Raw genomic sequence first — 19,974 nt, 5'->3', positions numbered from 1 at the left:
CCTCAGTTCGGCATTAATTGATAAGAACCTTCTATTTTTTGATGTGAAATATAAAAGCTTAGTATACAATCCCTACTCATCATCTATAATGTGCTGCTCCCTGAGCCAATCGGTAATAGCGCTTAGGAATTGAGGAGACATTTCCATTTCGCCGTACACGTGCTTTTCCACCCGCTTTCCCTTATGCCTAAAGAAGAAATGATCTTCGTCCGCTAGCACAACCAAGTTATAGTTTCTGTTTTCAGCCTGCTGCAAAGCGTTGAACATAGGCATGAAGTTTAAAGCTACAGAAGTTTGGGGGTCCGCACCTCCAAACAGTGCAAGAAATGGGATTTTTATCTGAGTCAAATAATCGGCGGGATCGTTTGTATAAAAATACTGATGCCATGGTGTTTTATATCCATCCAGTAATTGATCTATAAACTCATGGGTAATCCTTTCGTCATTTTCTTCCAATCCGTGGGCCAAAAGGAAGTCCTTCCCTATGTTATAGTAAATAGAATCGCTCTTATAACCATCCTTAATGAACTCAATATATTGCTCCCAAACCTTCCCTACATCGGCGCTCACTTCCTCGGACATTTTCAATCGTTCCCTGTTGTGCCTCCCTTGATCCAACTCTATCGCTTTTCCTGAAACCCCAGCTGGGCCAAATACGATAACCCAATCAATGCTCTTATCTTCTGCAGCCAGCATGGAAGCTATTATGGAGCCTTCGCTGTGGCCCATCAATCCAACTTTGGAGGTATCCACCGCTTTGTGAGCATTCAAAAATTCATAGGCATACGCTACATCGTTGGCAAGGTCGTGCGTAGTGTAGTTCACTTCCGACTTAAAATCCCCGGTAGACTTACCCTGTCCCCTTTTGTCGAAACGGAGCACTGCCATTCCATTTTTAATAAGTTCGCTCGCTATTTGTTTAAAGATGGGGCTTCCCGATATTTCTTCATCCCTTGTATGGGGACCGCTGCCCCAAATGAGGATGGCTGCCGGAAACTTCCCCTTGGCATTGGGATACTCGATTTCACCAGCCAATTGAATCCCTTCTTCGGTCGTAAGAACAAAATCTTCTTTAATGGTATGTTGCGCATAACATACACTGAAAAGCAATAGTAGAAAAATGAAAAAAAATCTAAATAATACTACAGACATAATCGTGTGTTTTTTTATTTTGGTAAAGCTAGATTCAGAAATAGGATCTAAATGGGATGCGCCCCTCCTTTTTATATCCTTTTTTTATCCTTTCGCGCATATAATGGCCGATACATGAAACTAACAGAGTCCATAGAAATACGAGAATCCTCCAACGAACTGGTGCTAAAAACCAAACACGGTGAGCGTTTGGTTAAGTTAGAAAATCAGATTATGAAGATTCTTCAGCTCCTTGCGGAAAAAGAAGGAATTATTGTATCTAAAGAACAGTTTATAGAAGAGATTTGGAGTGGTAATTCCTATACAGGAGAACAAGCACTTACACGAAACATTTATAAACTCAGGGAAATTTTCAAACAAAATGGCATTCATGAAGTAATCGCCATAGAGACCATCCCAAAAAAAGGATATCGGCTGGTGCTTTCTTCTTCAGAAAAGAAAGAAAACAAAGAAAACAGAAACAAACTTTTGCTCTGGTATGCTGCCCTTCTGGTATTGATTCTACCTATTATTCTTGTCCCAATAGTACAAAAGCACAAAAACTCTGAAAGTCCCGAATTACTTAGATATGATACTTCAAAAGACACGGTTATATTTTTGGAAGGATCGGAGGAGTTGAAAGTCTATGAAATAGATACTATTAATGACACCCTCGTAGAACTGAAAAAATAATAGTATTTTTATCTAACCTTATTGAAATAGAGTTGCTTATCCGCTATACGGTTTCCCCAAAGCATGTATTCTTCAAAAGGAAAATTTAATCCTATTAAAAAGCAAACCATGACGACCATTCAAAATTTCTCAGAACAAACCGTACAAAAAGAGAACGCTATTTTCGACGCGTTTAAAAACCTTCAAGAACAGTCCATACATCGAGTTAAAAAACACTCAAGGTTCAGCCCTTGGGATATGTGGGCAAATTAACCCCTGAAAGTAGATACTAGAACAGCGAAGCTGCTCTTTATATCAAAATCATGAGGCTTGGCTTCATGAATCCATTCCTTTATGGGTAATTCGAAAAATCCGAGGATATAAGGATTAACTTTAAGATCATATCATGTTTAATCTCAAAAAAAGAAAACACTATGATTACAGTTCATCTTTTCTCGAAAGCGCTCGAAAATAAACCCGAAGGAGCTTTCAAAGTTTTAAATGAAATACGGAAACACAAAGTTTCTGAATTCAAAAAACAGCAAAAATTTGCCAATTGGGATCCTTGGGGAGTGTAGCTCCTATTCACAAATCACCTATTCAATTTAAAATTATAATTATGACAACAGTTAATCAATTCTCGGAAAAGCTAACCGATAACGATCAAAAAGTACTTAAAGCACTTTACGATTTAAAAGAAAGAAAAACCGAACAGCTTAAAAAGCATGCAAAATTTGCAGCTTGGACGGTTTGGCACGAATAAAAATGATATGAAATAGCGAGTCTAACTAGATTCAGGCTCGCTTTTCTTCCTTTGAACCCACCCTTTTCCATGAAAAAGATCGATGTTTCCCAAATTAAAGACCTCCTATTAAACCATCCTATTGTAAATAAATGGCCGGAAATAGCCACAATTATCAACAAAATTTCCCCTCGAGAAGATTTCGCATCTTGGGATTATGCCACTTGGGCCTGCACCCTTGTAGGTGGTAAAGAGGAAGATTCGTTACCAGCAACAGCTGCAAATTACTGTCTTTTGCAAAGCATTCATTTGGTGGACGATCTATTGGACGAAGACCCCAAAGGACTGCATATAAAAGTGGGAGAAGGAACCGCAGCCAACTTAGCCTTGGTGTTTCAAGCCTTGGGAGATGACATGATACTAAATGCATCGATTCCAGCAGATACTCAACTGAACGTCTTACGGAACCATCATGAAATGATGTTACATACGGCCTATGGACAGAATGAAGACATTCAACTGGACGGAAGCGAGGAAGCCTATTGGCGTGCTGTGGACTTAAAAACGCCTCCCTTATTTTCCTCTTCCCTGTTTGTGGGTGCCTTATTGGGTGGAGCGGATGTGACATTGGCTACGCAGCTATCCGAACTGGGAAAACCCGTTGGTCGATTGATTCAAGTGAATGACGATTTACACGATTTGCTCCAAGTGGACGATGGACCCGACTGGGAACAACCATTCAAAAACATTGCTTTGCTGTATTGTTTACATGCAGATTATCCCAGTAAAGGACCATTTAAAAAGTTGCTCATCCAACCCAAAACAAAAGAAGTTATCCTTCAACTACAGCAGATGCTTATAGAAAGCGGAGCCGTAAGCTTTTGCATTTATAAAATGATTGAAATCTACAAAGAAGCACTTACCGATATTGAAAAACTACCCATAGAATACCAAGAAAAAGCAACTGCTCTTTTAAAGCAATACATGGACAAAATCGTGGCCCTATTTAATGGATTGGGTATTCCTATCGCCTATGAGGAATTGATCGATATTGCTTAATACTCATCCCTTCTTTCTTTATATAAAATGTACAACGGGTTTTCTAAAACCTTTCTAAAAGTGTTTGCTAGTTCCCGTTATTGCTTGTATTTTCAATCGCTGTAACGAAGATCAATTCACTTTTATTCACCTCACTTATATGCTACACGAACTGAACGAAATCATAGAAAATGCCCGAGAAGCCCAAAAAAGGGGACTGAAAAGCGCATTTGTTTCAGTTGTAGCGCTTAACGGTTCTTCCTATCGAAGACCGGGGGTGCGTATGTTGGTTCGGGAGGATGGTAAAATGGTCGGTGCGGTAAGCGGCGGCTGCGTAGAAAAAGAAGTGCTGAAGCAAGCGCAAAGTGTCTTTGCCGATGGCCGCCCTAAACTCATGATGTACGATGGTCGTGTACGTTTGGGTTGTGAGGGTATTCTCTACATTTTAATTGAACCCTTTATGCCCGAGGAAGGTTTCTTTGAAGCCTTTTACGAACAAAAAAAGCTGCGAACCCCATTCTCCATCGATAGTTATTTCTCCAAAGAAGAAACACACAGATTTAGTGGGGGAAGTCAATTCAATTTCTCTAACCAAACATCCTTCAAGGTTTCCCTTTTTTCTGAAGTGGATGAACTGGAAGTTTTTACACAAAAAGTATTGGAAGCTTTTCGCCTTATCATCGTGGGAAGCGAACACGATGCAGTGCAGCTCACAAAATTTGCGGCTGCCGCTGGTTGGGAAGTTACCTTAGTTGCACCACCCGATGATCCTAAAAGCGTATCGAATTTCCCTGGAGCATCGACCTACCTCGGCATTGACGAAAAAGCATTCGGGCAACTATCCTTCGATCCTCAAACCGCAGTAGTCCTTATGGCCCATAGTTTTGTAAAGGATTTAAAGTATTTATCGGCTTTACGGGATAAAAAGCTTACCTATATCGCCTTATTGGGGCCTGCCAAAAGAAGGGAACGACTTCTCAATGAGCTCCTAGACAAATATGGTGATTTGAGCGATGTCTTTTTAGAAGCCATCCACGGACCGGCGGGCATCAATATCGGTGCCGAAACCGCTCAAGAGATCGCCATTTCCATTATGGCAGAAATCCTTTCCGTTTTCCGAAATGAAAAACCCGTATCTTTAAAAGACAAATCCGGAAGCATCCATTAACCGTGTCACATACCGCGATAGTCGTCTTAGCAGCAGGGAGTTCTTCCCGATTGGGCAGTCCTAAACAACTTCTGGCCTATAAGAATACCTCCCTAATCCAACACACCCTAAACCAACTTGATGAAATACCCTCTTCGCAAATATTTGTGGTTTTAGGGGCGTATGTAAAATTTGTTGAAAGGGAAATTACAACTCCAGGTGTCATCACAATTTTTAATCCAGACTGGGTGGAAGGAATGGGAAATAGCCTTGCTAAAGCCATACAGGAAATCACCAAGCAACCTTCCTTTGAGCATGTTTTGGTTACGCTTTGTGATCTTCCTTTACTGGAAAAGAATTTCTATAAAAGCCTATTGCATTTTCATCAATCAGGCAAGAATGATATCACACGAACTGCCTATCAGCATGTAAAGGGAGTTCCGGTCATTTTCAACACAGAGTTTTTCCCTGAATTACAACAGCTCATTTCAGATGAGGGTGCGAAAACCGTGATTCAAAAACATAAAAACAGGGTTACAGACTTTTCATGGCCTGAACCCTATTTTGATATTGATACGATGGAATCCTATCAGAAGCTTTTACTCAAAACTTCCGAATAAGGATTTATCCTTCTACTTCTTTCACCTCTTTCCCCATGTATTTCACAAAGGGTTGTTGGGTAAGACGTTCCCCTGTTGCTGCCTTAATGGCGTTGGCGATGGCACCTCCTGCAGGTGGTAATCCTGGTTCACCCAAACCGGTGGGCGATAGTCCATTTTCAACAAAATACGTTTCTACCTGAGGTGTTTCCGTCATACGGATGAGTCGATAGCGATCAAAATTCGTGGCTGTCGGTGCTCCATTGGCAAAGCCAAAATCACTGTACATGGAGTGACCCATTCCGTCGATTACCCCACCTTCAATTTGGTTCTTGGCGCCGGTAGGATTTACAACAATACCACAATCTACAGCTACTGTTATCTTTTTCACTACTGGATTGCCGAAGGAATCCATTTCTATATCAGCTACTTCCGCTACGTGCGTATTATGGCTGTAATAGGCAGCAAATCCTTGGTATACACCTTCGGGCATCTTACCCCAATTGGATTTCTCAGCAACCAGCTTAATGGTTTCTTCCATACGTTCTCCAGAATACTCAATGCGTTCGTCTGTGTTTCCTTTCACATTTTGAAGGAGATCGATACGCAATTGTACAGGGTCCTGTCCCAATTCGGTAGCCAGTTCGTCAAAGAAACTCTGCTCCGCAAAAGCCAAGAAGTTTGTATAAGGTGCGCGCCACGCTCCTACCGTAATATTACTTTGGTAATTGCCAGTTTCCACTTTGTAGTTTTCAATACAACCTGCTGGGAAAAAGTGTGGAATTAATCCGTACATATTTCTGTTGATCGCAGCTTCCTTTAGGTGATATCCGGTAATCTTTCCGTCCTTTAAAGAAGCAGCTATTCTATATTTAATAGCGGGGCGATAGATTCCTGCTGCCATATCGTCTTCACGTGTGTAAACCACTTTTACTGGTTTGCTGGTAAGACTGGAAATCTCGGCAGCTTCCATTACGAAATCACCATACAGGCGTCTTCCAAAGCCACCTCCCATGCGGGTCATTTCCAAATAGACCTCATCTTCATTCCTTTCTAACATCTCGGCTACTCGTCGTGCTGTTCCCGAAGGTGTCTGAATAGGACCTACCAAATGTATCTTATCGGGCTTCACATCTGCGTAGAAATTCATAGGTTCCATACAGTTGTGAGGCAAAAATGGCGATTCATAGGTACGTTCAATGACCTTATCGGCATTCGCAAAAGCCACATCTACATTTCCATCGTTCCTTCTTTCATCAAATTTATTTCCGTCCAGGATTTCAGTAAGTTTCTTATCATGGTCTTCGGTGCTTTCCAATTCAGAATCATCTTCCCATTCTGCCGTTAAGGCTTTCTTCCCTTTCATAGCAGCCCAAGTGCTTGTAGCCAATACCGCTACTTTATCTCCAAATCGAACCACTTCTTCTACACCCGTAACAGCTTTGGCAGCCGTATCGTCAAAACTCACCAATTTCTTTCCGAATGCAGGTGGTCGCATAACGACAGCATATTTCATTCCGTCGGCTCTATAATCCAACCCAAAGAGTGGTTTTCCAGTGATGATTTTGTCGATGTCCACATTCACCGCATCGGTACCGATGATTTTATAGTCTTTCGGATCTTTCAGGGTTACATCTTCGGGAACTTCCAACACAGCAGCTTCTTTCACCACATCTCCATATCCTAAGGTTTCGCCTTTCTCATTGGTGATAACCCCTTCGGATGCAGTACAGGTAGAAGCATCCACTCCCCATCGGGCAGCGGCAGCGTTCACAAGCATTTGTCTAGCCGTGGCTCCTGTTTGTCGCAGGGCGTCCCATCCAAATCGGATGGACTGACTTCCCCCAGCTACCTGTCGTTGGTAATTTTTATTATCCAGAATTCCTTGGGCTACGTGTACGTGTTTCCAAGGCACATCCAACTCTTCGGCAATAATCATGGGCATGGAGGTTTTTACTCCCTGTCCAATTTCAGGATTGGGAGAAAAGATGGTTACCATACCGTTGTCGGCTATTTTAATGAAGGCATTAAAATCATTGAAATTTAAACTGGCAATATCTACGGGCATTTCAACCTCCGACTTACAGGCCGTAAACAGATTGAACCCTATGAGCATCCCTCCACTGGCAAGCGCCGTGGTCCTTAAAAAGTTTCTTCTACTGAAGGTAAACGTTGTATTTTGAGTTTCCATGGTGCTTCGTAATTAGTTGGATTTTTGGGCGGCAACAGCCACGGCTTTTTCAATTCGATTATAGGAAGCACAGCGGCAGATATTGCCGTTCATGGCTTCGCGTATTTCTGCTTGTGAAGGATTTGGATTTTCCTTCAAGAAAGAAGCAGCGGTCATGATCTGACCCGATTGGCAGTACCCGCATTGCGGTACGTCGATTTCCTTCCAGGCTTCTTGCACAGGGTGCGAACCGTCTTCAGAAAGTCCTTCGATGGTGGTCACTTTACCTTCTACGGCCGAAACGGGGATCAAACAGCTTCGAGTGGCGGTACCATCAATATGTACGGTGCAAGCTCCACATTGGCCAATTCCGCAGCCATATTTGGTCCCAACCATATTGAGTTCATCGCGCAGTACCCAAAGTAACGGGGTATCGGCATCTGCCGTTATAGTAACGGTATTTCCATTAATTTTTAGAGAAAAGCTAGGCATAATAAATTGATTTAGTAGTCCCCTACAAGTTAGCCAAAATTGAGCGCCTTTCTCATTTTTTTAACAGTTTGGAATTGAATTTTATAAGAATTTTAGAAAAAACCTACAAACCCAACCTTATTCGGATAAACTGAAAATTAATTGGTTACAAAGAGGGGTAAGTTTCTAGTAAGTTTTTACTAGGGGTATCTATTGCATTCTAAATCAATATATTCATAAATTAGCAGGACATCCAAAATGAATAAGAGTGTAACTCACTCCATAACTGTATAGCATTACCGAATAGTGGCAAAAAAGAGCCCAAATAGCCCCTTTTCATGGGTATTATACTTCGTAATACCTTTTGTGCTTGTCTTGGCGTATAAATACGTAACCCGAGACAGCAAAGACAGTTATGTCCCAAAAGAAGAGAATGCTCTTGGAGTGGCAAACACCAAAGAAGTTCCTGAAACTGTGGATTACATCTTCGATGTAAAACCCATCCTTTCCGATCGATGTTATCTATGCCATGGTCCCGACGAAGGCACTCGGGAGGCAGGCTTGCGTTTTGACATTAAGGAAGATGCCTTTGCCGCCTTAGGTGAAGATAGGGATAGATTTGCCATAGTACCTGGCGATACGCTTGCCAGTCAATTGGTGTTGCGCATCAACAATATTGATACTGAAAAGAAAATGCCGCCAGAGGATTCTAACCTCAGCCTAAGTGAGTATGAACGAAAAGTCCTGACCCAATGGATCGCACAGGGAGCCGAGTGGAAAGACCATTGGGCTTTTGTCGCTCCGGAAAAAAAGGAAGTGCCTGAAATTGCTAACAATCAGCTTGCAGCAAATGAAATTGATCATTTCGTTATTCAGAAATTAGAAGAAAAAGGCTTGAATCCTTCCGTAAGGGCTAGTAAGGAAAAACTTATCCGACGGGTGCATTTCGACCTCACCGGATTGCCTCCAAGCCTAGCAGCCATAGATGCCTTTTTGCAAGATTCAGATGCAAATGCCTTCGAAAAAGTAGTCGACAAACTATTGAATTCCCCAAGCTACGGGGAACACATGGCCGCCAGTTGGTTGGATATTGCTAGATACTCAGACACACATGGCTATCAGGATGATTTGGAGCGTGTCATGTGGCCTTGGCGGGATTGGGTGATTAGTGCCTTCAATAGAAATATTCCCTATGATGAATTCGTAAAATGGCAATTGGCTGGAGACTTATTGCCTAATGCCACCTTGGAACAAATTGTAGCAACGGGCTTCAACCGAAATCATAAAATCACTCAAGAAGGCGGTGTCATCGACGAGGAATACCGTGTGGAATATGTACTGGACCGAACCAATACGGTTTCTAAGTCCTTGTTGGGCCTTACCATGGAATGTGCCCAATGCCATGACCACAAATACGACCCCATTTCACAAAAAGAATATTTCGAGTTCTTTGGATTCTTCAACAAGGTGAATGAAAAAGGGCGTATTGAATATGGTGAAATACCCGAGCCAAATGTTACGATTACACCCAAAGAGATTGAAGAAGTGCTCACTTTTATAAATATGCCGGACAGCATTCCAGAAGTAAAATTGATGGTGATGAAAGACGACGCTCCTACCCGAAAAACATTCATTCTGGAAAGAGGTGCTTACGATAAGCCTGGAGAAGAAGTGCAATTGGGCACACCGGAGTCGGTATTGCCCTTCACCAGACAGTACGAAGCCAATAGATTGGGATTAGCAAACTGGTTGTTCGATGAAAAAAATACACTGACAGCAAGAGTAGCAGTGAACCGGATTTGGCAACAAATCTTCGGGACAGGGATTGTTTCTACCAGTTCAGATTTCGGAAATCAAGGCGCCCTACCCACCCATCCTGAATTGTTGGATTGGTTGGCCATTACCTTTCGGGAAGAAGGATGGGATATGAAGAAAATGGTAAAACGCATGGTCATGTCCAATACCTACCAACAAACTTCGAAAACCACTCCTGAGTTACTAGAAATTGATCCTTACAACCAATGGTTGGCCCGAAGTTCCCGTGAAAAATTGACCGCCGAAATGATTCGTGACAATGCACTTTTGGTAAGCGGATTGTTGGTTGACAAAATTGGCGGGCCCAGCGTTAAGCCGCATCAACCTGAAGGCCTTTGGGCAGAGACCACATCGGGACAAGGTCTTACCAAATACATTATGGATTCTGGTGAGAACCTATACCGCCGAAGCCTCTACACCTTTTGGAAAAGAACGGTACCACCACCTTCCATGCTCACCTTCGATGCAGCTACCCGTGACTTTTGCGAAGTGAAAAGACAGAAGACAAGTACGCCCTTGCAAGCCCTTGTCATGCTGAATGATCCACAATTATTGAAAGCTGCAGAAACCTTGGCCCAGAAAGTGATAGCCAACGAAACCCTTTCAGATGAGGAGCGGATCGCGACCATTTTTAGGATGATTACCTCCCGAAGACCCAATGAAGGAGAGATTGAAAATTTAATGCAGTTTCTAGATGAAGAAATACAAGGCTATAATGAACTAGCCGAAGATGATGATACAAATGAGGTGATGACCGAACTGGATAAAAAAACACAGGCCTTTAGTAGGCTTACGAGTCTTATTTTTAATTTGGATGAAGCCATTGTAAAAGGATAACCTATGGAAGAGATCACCAACCATTTCCTAAACAATAACCGACGGCATTTCTTGAAGAAATTGGGCCTGGGTATTGGTGGACTGGCAGTTGCCTCTATGTTAGATCCTTTTTCCTCAATAGTGGAGGCTCAAGGCTCTCCTTTGGCTGGGATGAACTTGCCTCACTTCGCCCCCAAAGCGAAACGGGTTATTTATCTTTTCCAAAGTGGAGGACCCTCACAATTAGAACTATTCGACTATAAACCCTTACTCCACAAGCTTCGCGGTGAGGATTTGCCCGATTCTGTGAGGAAAGGTCAGCGCTTGACGGGAATGACCTCCGGACAGGATCGTTTTCCTTTGGTGGGAAGCAGCTACAAATTCGATCAATATGGAGAATCCCGGGCATGGGTGAGTGAATTAATGCCTTACACCGCAAAAATCGTGGATGAATTATGCTTTATAAAGTCCATGCATACTGAGGCGATTAATCACGATCCCGCCATCACCTTTTTCCAGACCGGTTCGCAACAGGCGGGAAGACCTAGTATCGGTTCTTGGATGAGCTATGGCTTGGGAAGTCTCAATGAAAACTTACCCACTTTTACGGTCTTGTTATCCCGTGGTACGGGCAGGATTATGGCTCAGCCCCTATATTCCCGACTTTGGGGGAATGGCTTCCTAAGTTCCCTACACCAAGGGGTGCAATTCAGATCTGGGAAGGACCCCGTGCTCTATCTTAAGGATCCCGAAGGCATGACGCGTGCGGAAAGAAGGAAGATGTTGGATCATATAAGCGAACTGAATGCCAAACAGGAACAAGAATTTGGCGACCCAGAAATAAATAGTAGAATTGCCCAATACGAAATGGCCTACCGCATGCAAACATCGGTACCCACTACCATGAATATTGAAGACGAACCCGATTATATCCTGCAAATGTATGGTGCGGATGCCGCGATTCCTGGCACCTATGCGGCTAATTGTCTATTGGCCCGCCGATTGGCGGAACAGGATGTTCGGTTTATTCAATTGTATCATATGGGTTGGGATCAGCACGAAAACTTACCTACCCAAATAGAAAAGCAAGCCAAAGACATTGATCAAGCTACGGCCGCTTTGATCTTAGACCTGAAACAACGTGGATTGTTGGAAGACACCTTGGTTGTTTGGGGAGGAGAATTTGGGCGTACCAATTACAGCCAAGGAACTTTGACGAAAACGAATTACGGAAGGGATCATCATCCTAAATGCTTTACTATGTTTATGGCTGGCGGCGGCGTAAAACCCGGCTTTTCGTATGGTGAGACGGACGACTTCGGGTACAACATTCAAAAAGATCCCGTGCATGTGCATGACTTACAAGCTACCATGATGCACCTTATGGGAATAGATCACACCAAGTTTACATTTAAACACCAAGGAAGAAGGTACCGTTTGACCGATGTTTCCGGCCATGTTGTTCATGATATCCTAACCTAAATGAGCCGTAGAAAATTTCTGAAACAATCTTCGTATCTGGCCATGGGTTTGTTAACCTATCCTGCCTACAGCCGTGCCTTTTCCCTTAGTGCTTCCAATGATGTCATAATAGGACACAATTCGCATCGTTATAAGGTAGATCTTAACTGGGGAAATCTAGATCCATTGCAAACACCCGTTCAGGATTGCCATGAGATGGCACAGGATTCCAAAGGGCGCATCGTTTTGTTGACCAATCACACCAAGAACAATGTCATCGTGTATGACAAATCTGGAAAGTTATTGGAAACATGGGGTACAGAATATCCCGGAGCGCATGGATTGACATTGGTTAAGGAAAATGGTACCGATTTCTTATTGATTTCGGATTATGAACGTCATCAGATCATTAAAACCACCATAGATGGCAAAGTGGTAATGACAATTGATTACCCTGAAGAAACGGGTAAATACAAGACCAAAGAAGAATTTAAACCCACAGAAACCACCGTTACGGAAAATGGCGATATTTATGTGGCCGACGGCTATGGAAATCAGCACATTCTTCATTACAACCATAAAGGGGAACTGTTGAATTATTTCGGTGGAAGGGGAACGGATAATGGACAATTCCTGAACGCTCACGGAATCTGTTATGACAACAGGGATTCCAACAACCCTTCGTTATTGGTTTCAGCAAGAGAAATGAATGTCTTGAAACGATTTAGTTTGAATGGGGAATTTTTAGAATCCATAGCGGTGCCCGGTGCTTTGATTTGCCGTCCAGTAATTCACAAAAATGATATTTACTTTGCCGTGTTGCGTTCGAAAAGTGCTGCACAGTCAGACTCGGGATTCATCCTGATTATGAACGAAAACAACGAAGTGGTCTCCTGCCCCGGTGCCACAGGACCTTCGTACGAGGGAAATGAACTTCAGGAACTGTATCAAACCATTCGACTCTTCAGGCATCCCCATGATGTATGTATCGATAATGACGAAAACATGTATGTGGCCCAATGGAATTCGGGACAGACCTATCCTATAAAACTGGTACGAGTATGAGAACAGCACTGATTTTTTCCTTGCTTGTGGCTTGCCTAGGCTGTTCCGAAAAAAAGGAATCAACTTTTGTGCAGGAGCAAGCCATTCCCTTGACACAACCCCGCATTCAAACCACCAATCAGATGATCGATTCTACCGTGACCATCACAGCCGATTTACGTATGGAAGGTGTTGAACTGCGGTATACATCCGATGGTTCGGAACCGACGATGGCATCTTCTTTATATTACGCGCCTATTGTTACGGATCACCCGGGAACCTATAGTTTCCGTGCATTTCATCCTCACTGGAAGCCCAGTGAAACTGCCTCAATAACCGTATATGAAAAAGGACATATCCCTACCCGAACAGCATGGCAAACCCAAGCCAATGCACAATATCCTGGAATGGGTACGGGCACGTTGGTAAACAATACAAAAGCATCTTTAAGTTTTCGCGACAAACAATGGGTAGGATTCGATACCATAGCGAGTGCCACAGCTTATTTTGAAAACAAACCATTTATAAAAAAAATGACTGTAAGCTATCTGTTTGATACCAAATCATGGATTTTTCCTCCAGAAAAGGTGATGGTCTCTATAAATGAAAAAGACACCATTACCATGGATATTCCTTTGGCATCGGAAACTGATCCCGCGGGCCTACGCGATATTGGAATTTCTATCAATCAAGAAGTTTCATCCATCAAAATACAGCTGTACCCTACCGCCCAACTTCCCGAATGGCATCCGGGAAAGGGGAATAAAGCATGGTTATTTATGGACGAATGGATTTTTAATTAATGAAAGGAAAAGGCACACTATACAAACGCATTTTAATCGGGATTCTCGGTCTTTTCGTGCTTGCCGCCTTGTTTGCTTTACAAGCCGATGAACCCCCAAGATTCATTCTGTTTTTGGGTAGGTTCCATCCCCTACTTTTGCACCTTCCTATTGGTGCACTGGTTTTGGCCTTCTTCCTTGACATATTAGGGCGGATACAAAAGAACTACCCTTCAGCCGCTATTAAGAACATCTTGGGTTTCACCACCTTTTTTGCCATTATCACCTGCTTCTTGGGGTATTTTCTGTCCTTAGAAGGTGGTTATGAGGAGAACACCTTGGATTGGCACTTATATACCGGAATACTCACGGCATTGCTTACAGCAGTTCTTTTCTTCCGAAGTTTGAAAGCATCCTTTCACTCGGAAAAGTCCTTTTTAATCTTATTCATCATTTCCATAATCAGTATCAGTGTTGCTGGACATTTCGGAAGCGTGCTCACCCATGGCGATCAGTTTTTATTCGAATATGCTGGAGCTGCTAAGAAGGAACGGACCATAGAGATGGTCGACAGTCTAAAAATATACGATGATGTGGTGGCAAAGATTTTCAATGATAAGTGTTTGCAATGCCACAATGCCACCAAAATGAAAGGAGAATTGTCGCTCACTTCTGAAGCAGCCATGTTAAAAGGCGGGGAAACGGGTACTATTTTTCTAAAAGGTAATGCCGAAGAAAGCTTGCTCTATCAACAGTTGTTACTGCCCATTCACCATGAGGACCACATGCCACCCGAAGGCAAAGAACAATTGACCAAGGACGAAATATGGTTGATAAAGCATTGGATAGACCATGGCTTGGATTTCAAAAACTATGTGGTGAATCCCACTGAAAACGATACGTTAGAAAAATTGCTTTCAAAGTATTTGGTCTTCAACAAAATTGAAATCCCAAAAGCTTCCAAAAGCGATATTGAAGAAATTCAGGCCGCAGGTTTTAGAGTCTTGGAAATTGTCCCTGGAGAAGCTGCCTTGAACATAAAATACATCGATACCCTTCCCTCACAAGAAACCATCGATCTACTTTCGAACCTAAAAGAACAAATCGTGGAGTTGGATTTTGGAGCCAGCCCGATTACCGACCCCATGACACAGGTATTCCGAAAGTTCCAAAACCTAAAAACACTACGGCTGAACAGTGATAGCATTACCGATGCTTCGGTAAAAAACTTCAAAAACCTGAAGCAATTGGAGGTATTGAATATCTACAACACCAATATTACCAATAAGGGACTGGAAGCCTTGCTTGGGACCATTCAACCCCAACAAATTTACACCTGGCAAACTCACGTAGATCGGGATTTTGCCTATAAAATGGCCACCGATCATAACGTAACCATTCATAATAACATTCAGGACGGCTTTGTGGCCATCGGTAACCTGAAGCCCCCTACCCTAGCTGCTCGGAGTATCTTTTTTACCGATACGCTTTCCGTAGAAATTGAAAGTAAATTAAAAGGGGTGGATATACGCTATACCCTAAATGGCGAGACTCCCGATTCCACTTCGAATGTATACGATGAAAAAATCATGCTGGACCGCTCCAAAACCCTGAAAGTAGCCACCTTTAAAAAAGGATGGCTACCCAGCGAGATCATCGCTCAGGATTACACCAAGATACTGCACACAGTTCCTAATTATACGATGAGCAAACGGCCCGATGAGCGTTATGCACCTGCCGAAAAGCTGTTCGACATGGAAGAAGGCACCCTTTCGTTTAGGGACGAGAAATGGACAGGTTATTTTGGTTATGATGTGAACGCCACCCTCGATTTGGGAGCTTCGAAAATGGTGGATCATATTTCCTTCAATTGTTTGGAAGATGTGGGCAGTTGGATTTTATTTCCCAAAAGGTTTACGGTCTATGCCTCCAATAGTCCAACGGGTAACTTCAGAAAATTGGGGGAAGTAGCCATTGCTCGGGAAGGAGAAAGTCCAGAACCAGCCATTAAAAAAGTGACCTTGGACATCCCTGAAACCAAGGCGCGCTACTTCAGAATTGAAATTAAAAACCATGACAAACTACCGGACTGGCATCCCAGTGCCGGTAATCCTGCCTGGGTGTTTGTGGATGAAATCTATTTTTGGTAATTCTATGACAAAAAAAGGCGGTCCAAAGAACCGCCTCAATGGTTGATGGTTTAGATGGATTGTTTTACAGCAACGTCCCATACTCCGGTAGCCGCTGTTCTTCGAACATAGTCCGAAAAGTCGGTGGGCTTTCTACCGAGTACCTTCTCCACATCGTTGGTGATTTCTGAATTGTTCGGATTCCCCAATACTTCCGTAAACAAATACTCGATGAGCCAAATGAAGTCCTCTGGCAAGTTAGCCTGTCGCATTCCTTGGCCGTATTCTTCTACTGTGATAGGCACAAAAGTGATCGGCCTGTCAATCGCTTGGGCAACCGTTTCAATAGCCTGTTTAAAGTTCAATGTACGAGGACCAGTGAGTTGATAGATCTGTCCGTTATGTGTAGCATCTAACAGGACCTTCACCGCAACTTCTGCAATATCATCTGTATCTACAAAGGGAACCTGTACCTCTGCTTGTGGCAATGCTACAAATCCATCGAGAATGGGTTCCAACATAAAGCTTTCACTAAAATTCTGATTGAACCAACTGGCACGTACAATAGTGTAGTCCAATCCTGAGTGAATGATCACTTGCTCACACAATTCGGCTTCACGTTCTCCTTTTCCGGATAAAAGCACCAATTTCTTTACAGAAGCTTTTTTTGCTTCTTTCACTAATCGTTCAATGGCTTCCAAGGCTCCCGGTACAGCTAGGTCTGGCTGATAGGTAATGTATACTTTTTCCATTCCTTCCAAGGCCGTTGCCCATTGTTCGGGTTGGTGCCAATCGAAGGCAGGCGTTGCCGACCTTGAACCTATTCGGACATTGTGTCCCATTTGCTCCAGTTGATTTACAATTTTTCTTCCTGTTTTTCCGGTTCCTCCAATAACTAAGATGTTTTCTGCTTTCATTTCTGTTCGTTTTAAAGATTACTATTTGTTTCTGAAGCAAAATTCAGCAGAAAGCCATCGAATGATTTATTCGAAAAGAAGTTTGATTTGTTCGAAAAGTGCGCTATCGGATTTGACTGGGCCTATAGCCGTATTTTTTGGCAAAGGCATTGGAGAAGGAACTTAGGCTATCATACCCCACTTGCCAAGCAGCTTCCTGAACGGTGGCCCTCTTCTCGCTAATGAGTGCATGGGCCGAAGAAAGACGTTCGTTTTGAAGGTACTTGAATACAGGTACACCAAATACTTCCTTGAATTCTTTTTTGAGCTTGGTGGTGTTCAATCCAATTTGAAGGGAAAGTTCAGATAGCGAAGGAGGATTGTCCAATCGGGACAATAGAATTTCCCGAACCTCATTCAATTGATCCCGATAATCGGGTTTGGAAGCCCTTTCTTGCATGAGGGCCAACTGTCCGAAAAAATGGGAGAGCAAGGCCGTGATCTGACTCCGGAAGAACATCATTTTGGTTTTGCCTTCGTATTGATTGGAAAAGATGGCATCTACAATTCGTTCCATTTCGGGCGTCATGAAAAAACTGGGACCTTCCACATAATGATCTTTGGGATTGACCAGCTCTTGTAGCATTTCCATAAAGATCTCCCCATCTTGGTTGGGTAGTTGATCCAAATTCCGCAAAGCGGTGGCTACCACAATGCATTCTAAGGGTTTATCGGGAGAAATGGTATGCACAAACTCCACTTGATCATCGGCATAAAAGGAAAGTGCCAGTCCTTTGGTATGATTGAAAGCCTTCTTATTGGAGCCGTATTTCACGTCCAGATCCACATTCCCCGAACCATAGAATGCCACGGCGATAAGTGGTTCCTCGAAACGACAGGCGTCCACCTCGACCGTATTGGAGTTGCCTTCTTCCACTAGAATAATAAAGTCATTGATATGAATAAAATCGCGGGTCATAGGGTGATATAAAGGTAAGGATAAGATGGGTTATTTGGAGCTTGACAACGAAAAATCCTTCTATCAATTTCCAGATTTTCTAATCCTCGGGAACCACAATGTGAACATAAGAAAATCTCGATCTGGGATCTTCTGGCCGCAGTACTTTCCTAATGAAATATTTAATACCCATCTGGGTCAAAAGACAACCAGCGAAAGAGGAGTTAAGCTAAAAGTTACTGAAATATATTATTGTTATTTCCTAACGAATTTCCTGAAAGATCTAATTGTTTCATATATACCAATGGCTACAAATATTCTACCAAGGAAATCGAAAAGGACAAAGAAGAAGTTCGATGAGTATATATAGGAATCTATTTTATTATCCATAAAACTTAATTTGTGTGTGGGGTTAAGAAATTGCAAATAGTAAACAGAAATCTCCTTGAATTTATCTAACCCTTCTTTTGAAATTTCAATATCGTAATTAGTTAGAAGGATCATCAGAGAAAAAAATATACCAGCTAATATCGGAGTCGTTAAGAGCATTGATCTATGCCATTTGGTACCATGGTCGCTATAAATCTTGGAGACCCCTAAACTAAAGATGGAGGGAATATTTCTATACCACTTTTCTTCCATCAAGTGTTTAAAAAGCGCCGTTTGGCTTGCTTTATAATATTCAATTTGCTCTCTTTTATTATTTTTCTTTTGGGCTATTGAATAAAGATTATTAAATATCTCATAAAGCGAACGGTTATTCCCTTTTATTTTATGGATTGGGAAGGGAGCGTTGAAGGTGCTCAAACTTGTAAGTTCGGTATTTATAACTCTTACACTTGAAAAGTTTTGAAGCTCCATGTTCTTGAAGCTCATGTTGCCTATTTCGGCATTATTTAATTCGAGAGTTGAGTCACTAAAATTGTTTGGTAAAATTTTGATAAGTTTATCAGGGTAATGTTTCAGTAATAAAGGAAGCATCTGAGAACCAATCATATTCAATCCTGTCAATCTCCTTGATTCATTATGAATAAATTCTATTTCGGATTTCTTCAAATTTATATTTCTCATTATTTCATGAATATCGATATTCCCGAAATCAATCTCCTTGGTGCCATAAATCTGAATATTATTGAATTCTATCTTGCCTTCATTGGTTAAGGAATTTAAATTAATACTATTAAACATTGATCTACTAATAGAAACTCGGGTTCCTTCCATATAAGAACCACTTACAAATAAATAATTTGCGACAACATTGTGTATCGCAATATTTGATTTTGCCTCTTCTAGATCTAAGCTAAGGAGATTTATATAAACCCTATAACCGCCAAACAAAATGTTTTTAATTTTCCACCCCGTTATAATTAATTCATTGAATACTCCTTGATTTACTTTGATCAACGATATATCATCATTTGAATCAATATAAATCTGATCATATTTACCACCATTAAAACGTATGCCATTTTTTGGGACTACTGAATTGTTTATAAAAATCTCATCAAATTGACCATTAATATCTATTCCATTAGCAAATAAACACCTAGAAAAGATCAACTTATTATTGAAAACAACTCCACTTAACCTAAAATGCCCTTTAAAATTGCATAAATCGAATTTTACCGATAATGAGACTTTCTTTGACAATGAACTAATAAGAATATCTTCTTCAAAATCAACACCTTCAATGACAATACGTTCAACATCGTCTTTTATACGGTAATACTTTGAAAGCTCCATCCTTATGGAATTACCGTCACCCTGGATAATTTCTAACAATTCTTCTTGTTTCATCTATCTAATTTAATAAACCCTCAAATTCTCGTACAAATATTCTGTTTTGCCTTTAGAAAATCGAAATGGAGATTCCTCAATATGATTAGGACTTTAAGTCGCTAAACGTGTCTGGATAATTTAATAATTAATTAAGGGGAGTTAATTTAAAGGTAATGAATTCGAATAGAATAACGACTGTCTCTATTTAGATGACTTCAAACTTCAATTGGCTACAGCAAGTATTGATAAAACCCTTGAAGTGCATAGCAAAATTACCATGTAACCCCAATTATAGCCCTTATACAAAATTAGTCGATTAACCTT

The 19,974-nt window shown here is 41.8% G+C and carries 16 protein-coding genes; 10 read left to right on the top strand and 6 right to left on the bottom strand.

Annotated features, from left to right (window positions below; genetic code table 11):
• Window positions 1–72: 72 nt before the first annotated feature.
• Window positions 73–1,152 (bottom strand): alpha/beta hydrolase family protein, encoded by a 1,080-nt coding sequence (locus POV27_RS19115; protein WP_272864401.1) that lies wholly within the window; start codon window positions 1,150–1,152, stop codon window positions 73–75.
• Window positions 1,153–1,266: 114 nt separating this feature from the next.
• Here POV27_RS19115 and POV27_RS19110 point away from each other — a divergent pair, with 114 nt between their 5' ends.
• From POV27_RS19110 to POV27_RS19090, 5 genes are all read left to right on the top strand, one after another.
• Window positions 1,267–1,824 (top strand): winged helix-turn-helix domain-containing protein, encoded by a 558-nt coding sequence (locus POV27_RS19110; RefSeq protein WP_272864400.1) that lies wholly within the window; start codon window positions 1,267–1,269, stop codon window positions 1,822–1,824.
• A 598-nt stretch (window positions 1,825–2,422) separates the two neighbouring features.
• Window positions 2,423–2,566 (top strand): hypothetical protein, encoded by a 144-nt coding sequence (locus POV27_RS19105; protein ID WP_272864399.1) that lies wholly within the window; start codon window positions 2,423–2,425, stop codon window positions 2,564–2,566.
• Between the two features lie 69 nt (window positions 2,567–2,635).
• Window positions 2,636–3,604, top strand: coding sequence for a polyprenyl synthetase family protein (locus POV27_RS19100; RefSeq protein WP_272864398.1), 969 nt, complete (start codon window positions 2,636–2,638; stop codon window positions 3,602–3,604).
• Between the two features lie 64 nt (window positions 3,605–3,668).
• Complete coding sequence (locus tag POV27_RS19095) at window positions 3,669–4,751, top strand: XdhC family protein (protein WP_336375850.1); 1,083 nt, start codon at window positions 3,669–3,671, stop codon at window positions 4,749–4,751.
• A gap of 2 nt (window positions 4,752–4,753) precedes the next feature.
• Window positions 4,754–5,350, top strand: a complete 597-nt coding sequence (locus POV27_RS19090) for a nucleotidyltransferase family protein (RefSeq protein WP_272864397.1) — start codon at window positions 4,754–4,756, stop codon at window positions 5,348–5,350.
• Between the two features lie 4 nt (window positions 5,351–5,354).
• Here POV27_RS19090 and POV27_RS19085 read toward each other — a convergent pair whose 3' ends face one another.
• Together POV27_RS19085 and POV27_RS19080 are read right to left on the bottom strand one after the other, a co-directional pair.
• The gene (locus tag POV27_RS19085; RefSeq protein WP_272864396.1) at window positions 5,355–7,520 is read right to left on the bottom strand and encodes a xanthine dehydrogenase family protein molybdopterin-binding subunit; all 2,166 of its coding nucleotides are present in this window, start codon (window positions 7,518–7,520) and stop codon (window positions 5,355–5,357) included.
• Between the two features lie 12 nt (window positions 7,521–7,532).
• Window positions 7,533–7,991: a (2Fe-2S)-binding protein gene (locus POV27_RS19080; protein ID WP_272864395.1), complete on the bottom strand. Its 459-nt coding sequence runs from the start codon at window positions 7,989–7,991 to the stop codon at window positions 7,533–7,535.
• A 345-nt stretch (window positions 7,992–8,336) separates the two neighbouring features.
• Between POV27_RS19080 and POV27_RS19075 the strand changes: the two genes are divergently transcribed.
• The 5 genes from POV27_RS19075 to POV27_RS19055 are packed head-to-tail and all read left to right on the top strand — an operon-like array spanning window position 8,337 to window position 16,038.
• Entirely contained in the window at window positions 8,337–10,622 is a 2,286-nt protein-coding gene (locus POV27_RS19075; RefSeq protein WP_419179958.1) for a PSD1 and planctomycete cytochrome C domain-containing protein, read from the top strand.
• 3 nt (window positions 10,623–10,625) lie between these two features.
• The gene (locus POV27_RS19070) at window positions 10,626–12,083 is read left to right on the top strand and encodes a DUF1501 domain-containing protein (RefSeq protein ID WP_272864393.1); all 1,458 of its coding nucleotides are present in this window, start codon (window positions 10,626–10,628) and stop codon (window positions 12,081–12,083) included.
• Window positions 12,084–13,127, top strand: coding sequence for an NHL repeat-containing protein (locus tag POV27_RS19065; RefSeq protein WP_272864392.1), 1,044 nt, complete (start codon window positions 12,084–12,086; stop codon window positions 13,125–13,127).
• On the top strand, window positions 13,124–13,909 hold the full coding sequence (locus POV27_RS19060) for a chitobiase/beta-hexosaminidase C-terminal domain-containing protein (RefSeq protein WP_272864391.1): 786 nt from the start codon (window positions 13,124–13,126) through the stop codon (window positions 13,907–13,909). Before POV27_RS19065 ends, POV27_RS19060 begins: the two co-directional genes overlap by 4 nt.
• Window positions 13,909–16,038, top strand: a complete 2,130-nt coding sequence (locus POV27_RS19055; protein ID WP_272864390.1) for a chitobiase/beta-hexosaminidase C-terminal domain-containing protein — start codon at window positions 13,909–13,911, stop codon at window positions 16,036–16,038. The genes POV27_RS19060 and POV27_RS19055 overlap by 1 nt, the downstream gene beginning before the upstream one ends.
• 50 nt (window positions 16,039–16,088) lie before the next feature.
• Here the strand turns inward: POV27_RS19055 and POV27_RS19050 are convergent, their stop codons facing one another.
• The 3 genes from POV27_RS19050 to POV27_RS19040 form a co-directional block, all read right to left on the bottom strand.
• Window positions 16,089–16,934 (bottom strand): NAD(P)H-binding protein, encoded by an 846-nt coding sequence (locus POV27_RS19050; RefSeq protein WP_272864389.1) that lies wholly within the window; start codon window positions 16,932–16,934, stop codon window positions 16,089–16,091.
• Between the two features lie 103 nt (window positions 16,935–17,037).
• Window positions 17,038–17,892 (bottom strand): helix-turn-helix domain-containing protein, encoded by an 855-nt coding sequence (locus POV27_RS19045; RefSeq protein WP_272864388.1) that lies wholly within the window; start codon window positions 17,890–17,892, stop codon window positions 17,038–17,040.
• Between the two features lie 234 nt (window positions 17,893–18,126).
• Window positions 18,127–19,668, bottom strand: a complete 1,542-nt coding sequence (locus tag POV27_RS19040) for a hypothetical protein (RefSeq protein WP_272864387.1) — start codon at window positions 19,666–19,668, stop codon at window positions 18,127–18,129.
• Window positions 19,669–19,974 lie beyond the last annotated feature (306 nt).

This window comes from Aureisphaera galaxeae (genome assembly GCF_028561275.1).
GTDB classification, from domain to species: domain Bacteria; phylum Bacteroidota; class Bacteroidia; order Flavobacteriales; family Flavobacteriaceae; genus Aureisphaera; species Aureisphaera galaxeae.
Note: the sequence above shows the minus strand (reverse complement) of the source record. Positions and strands in the feature narration are given on the sequence as shown.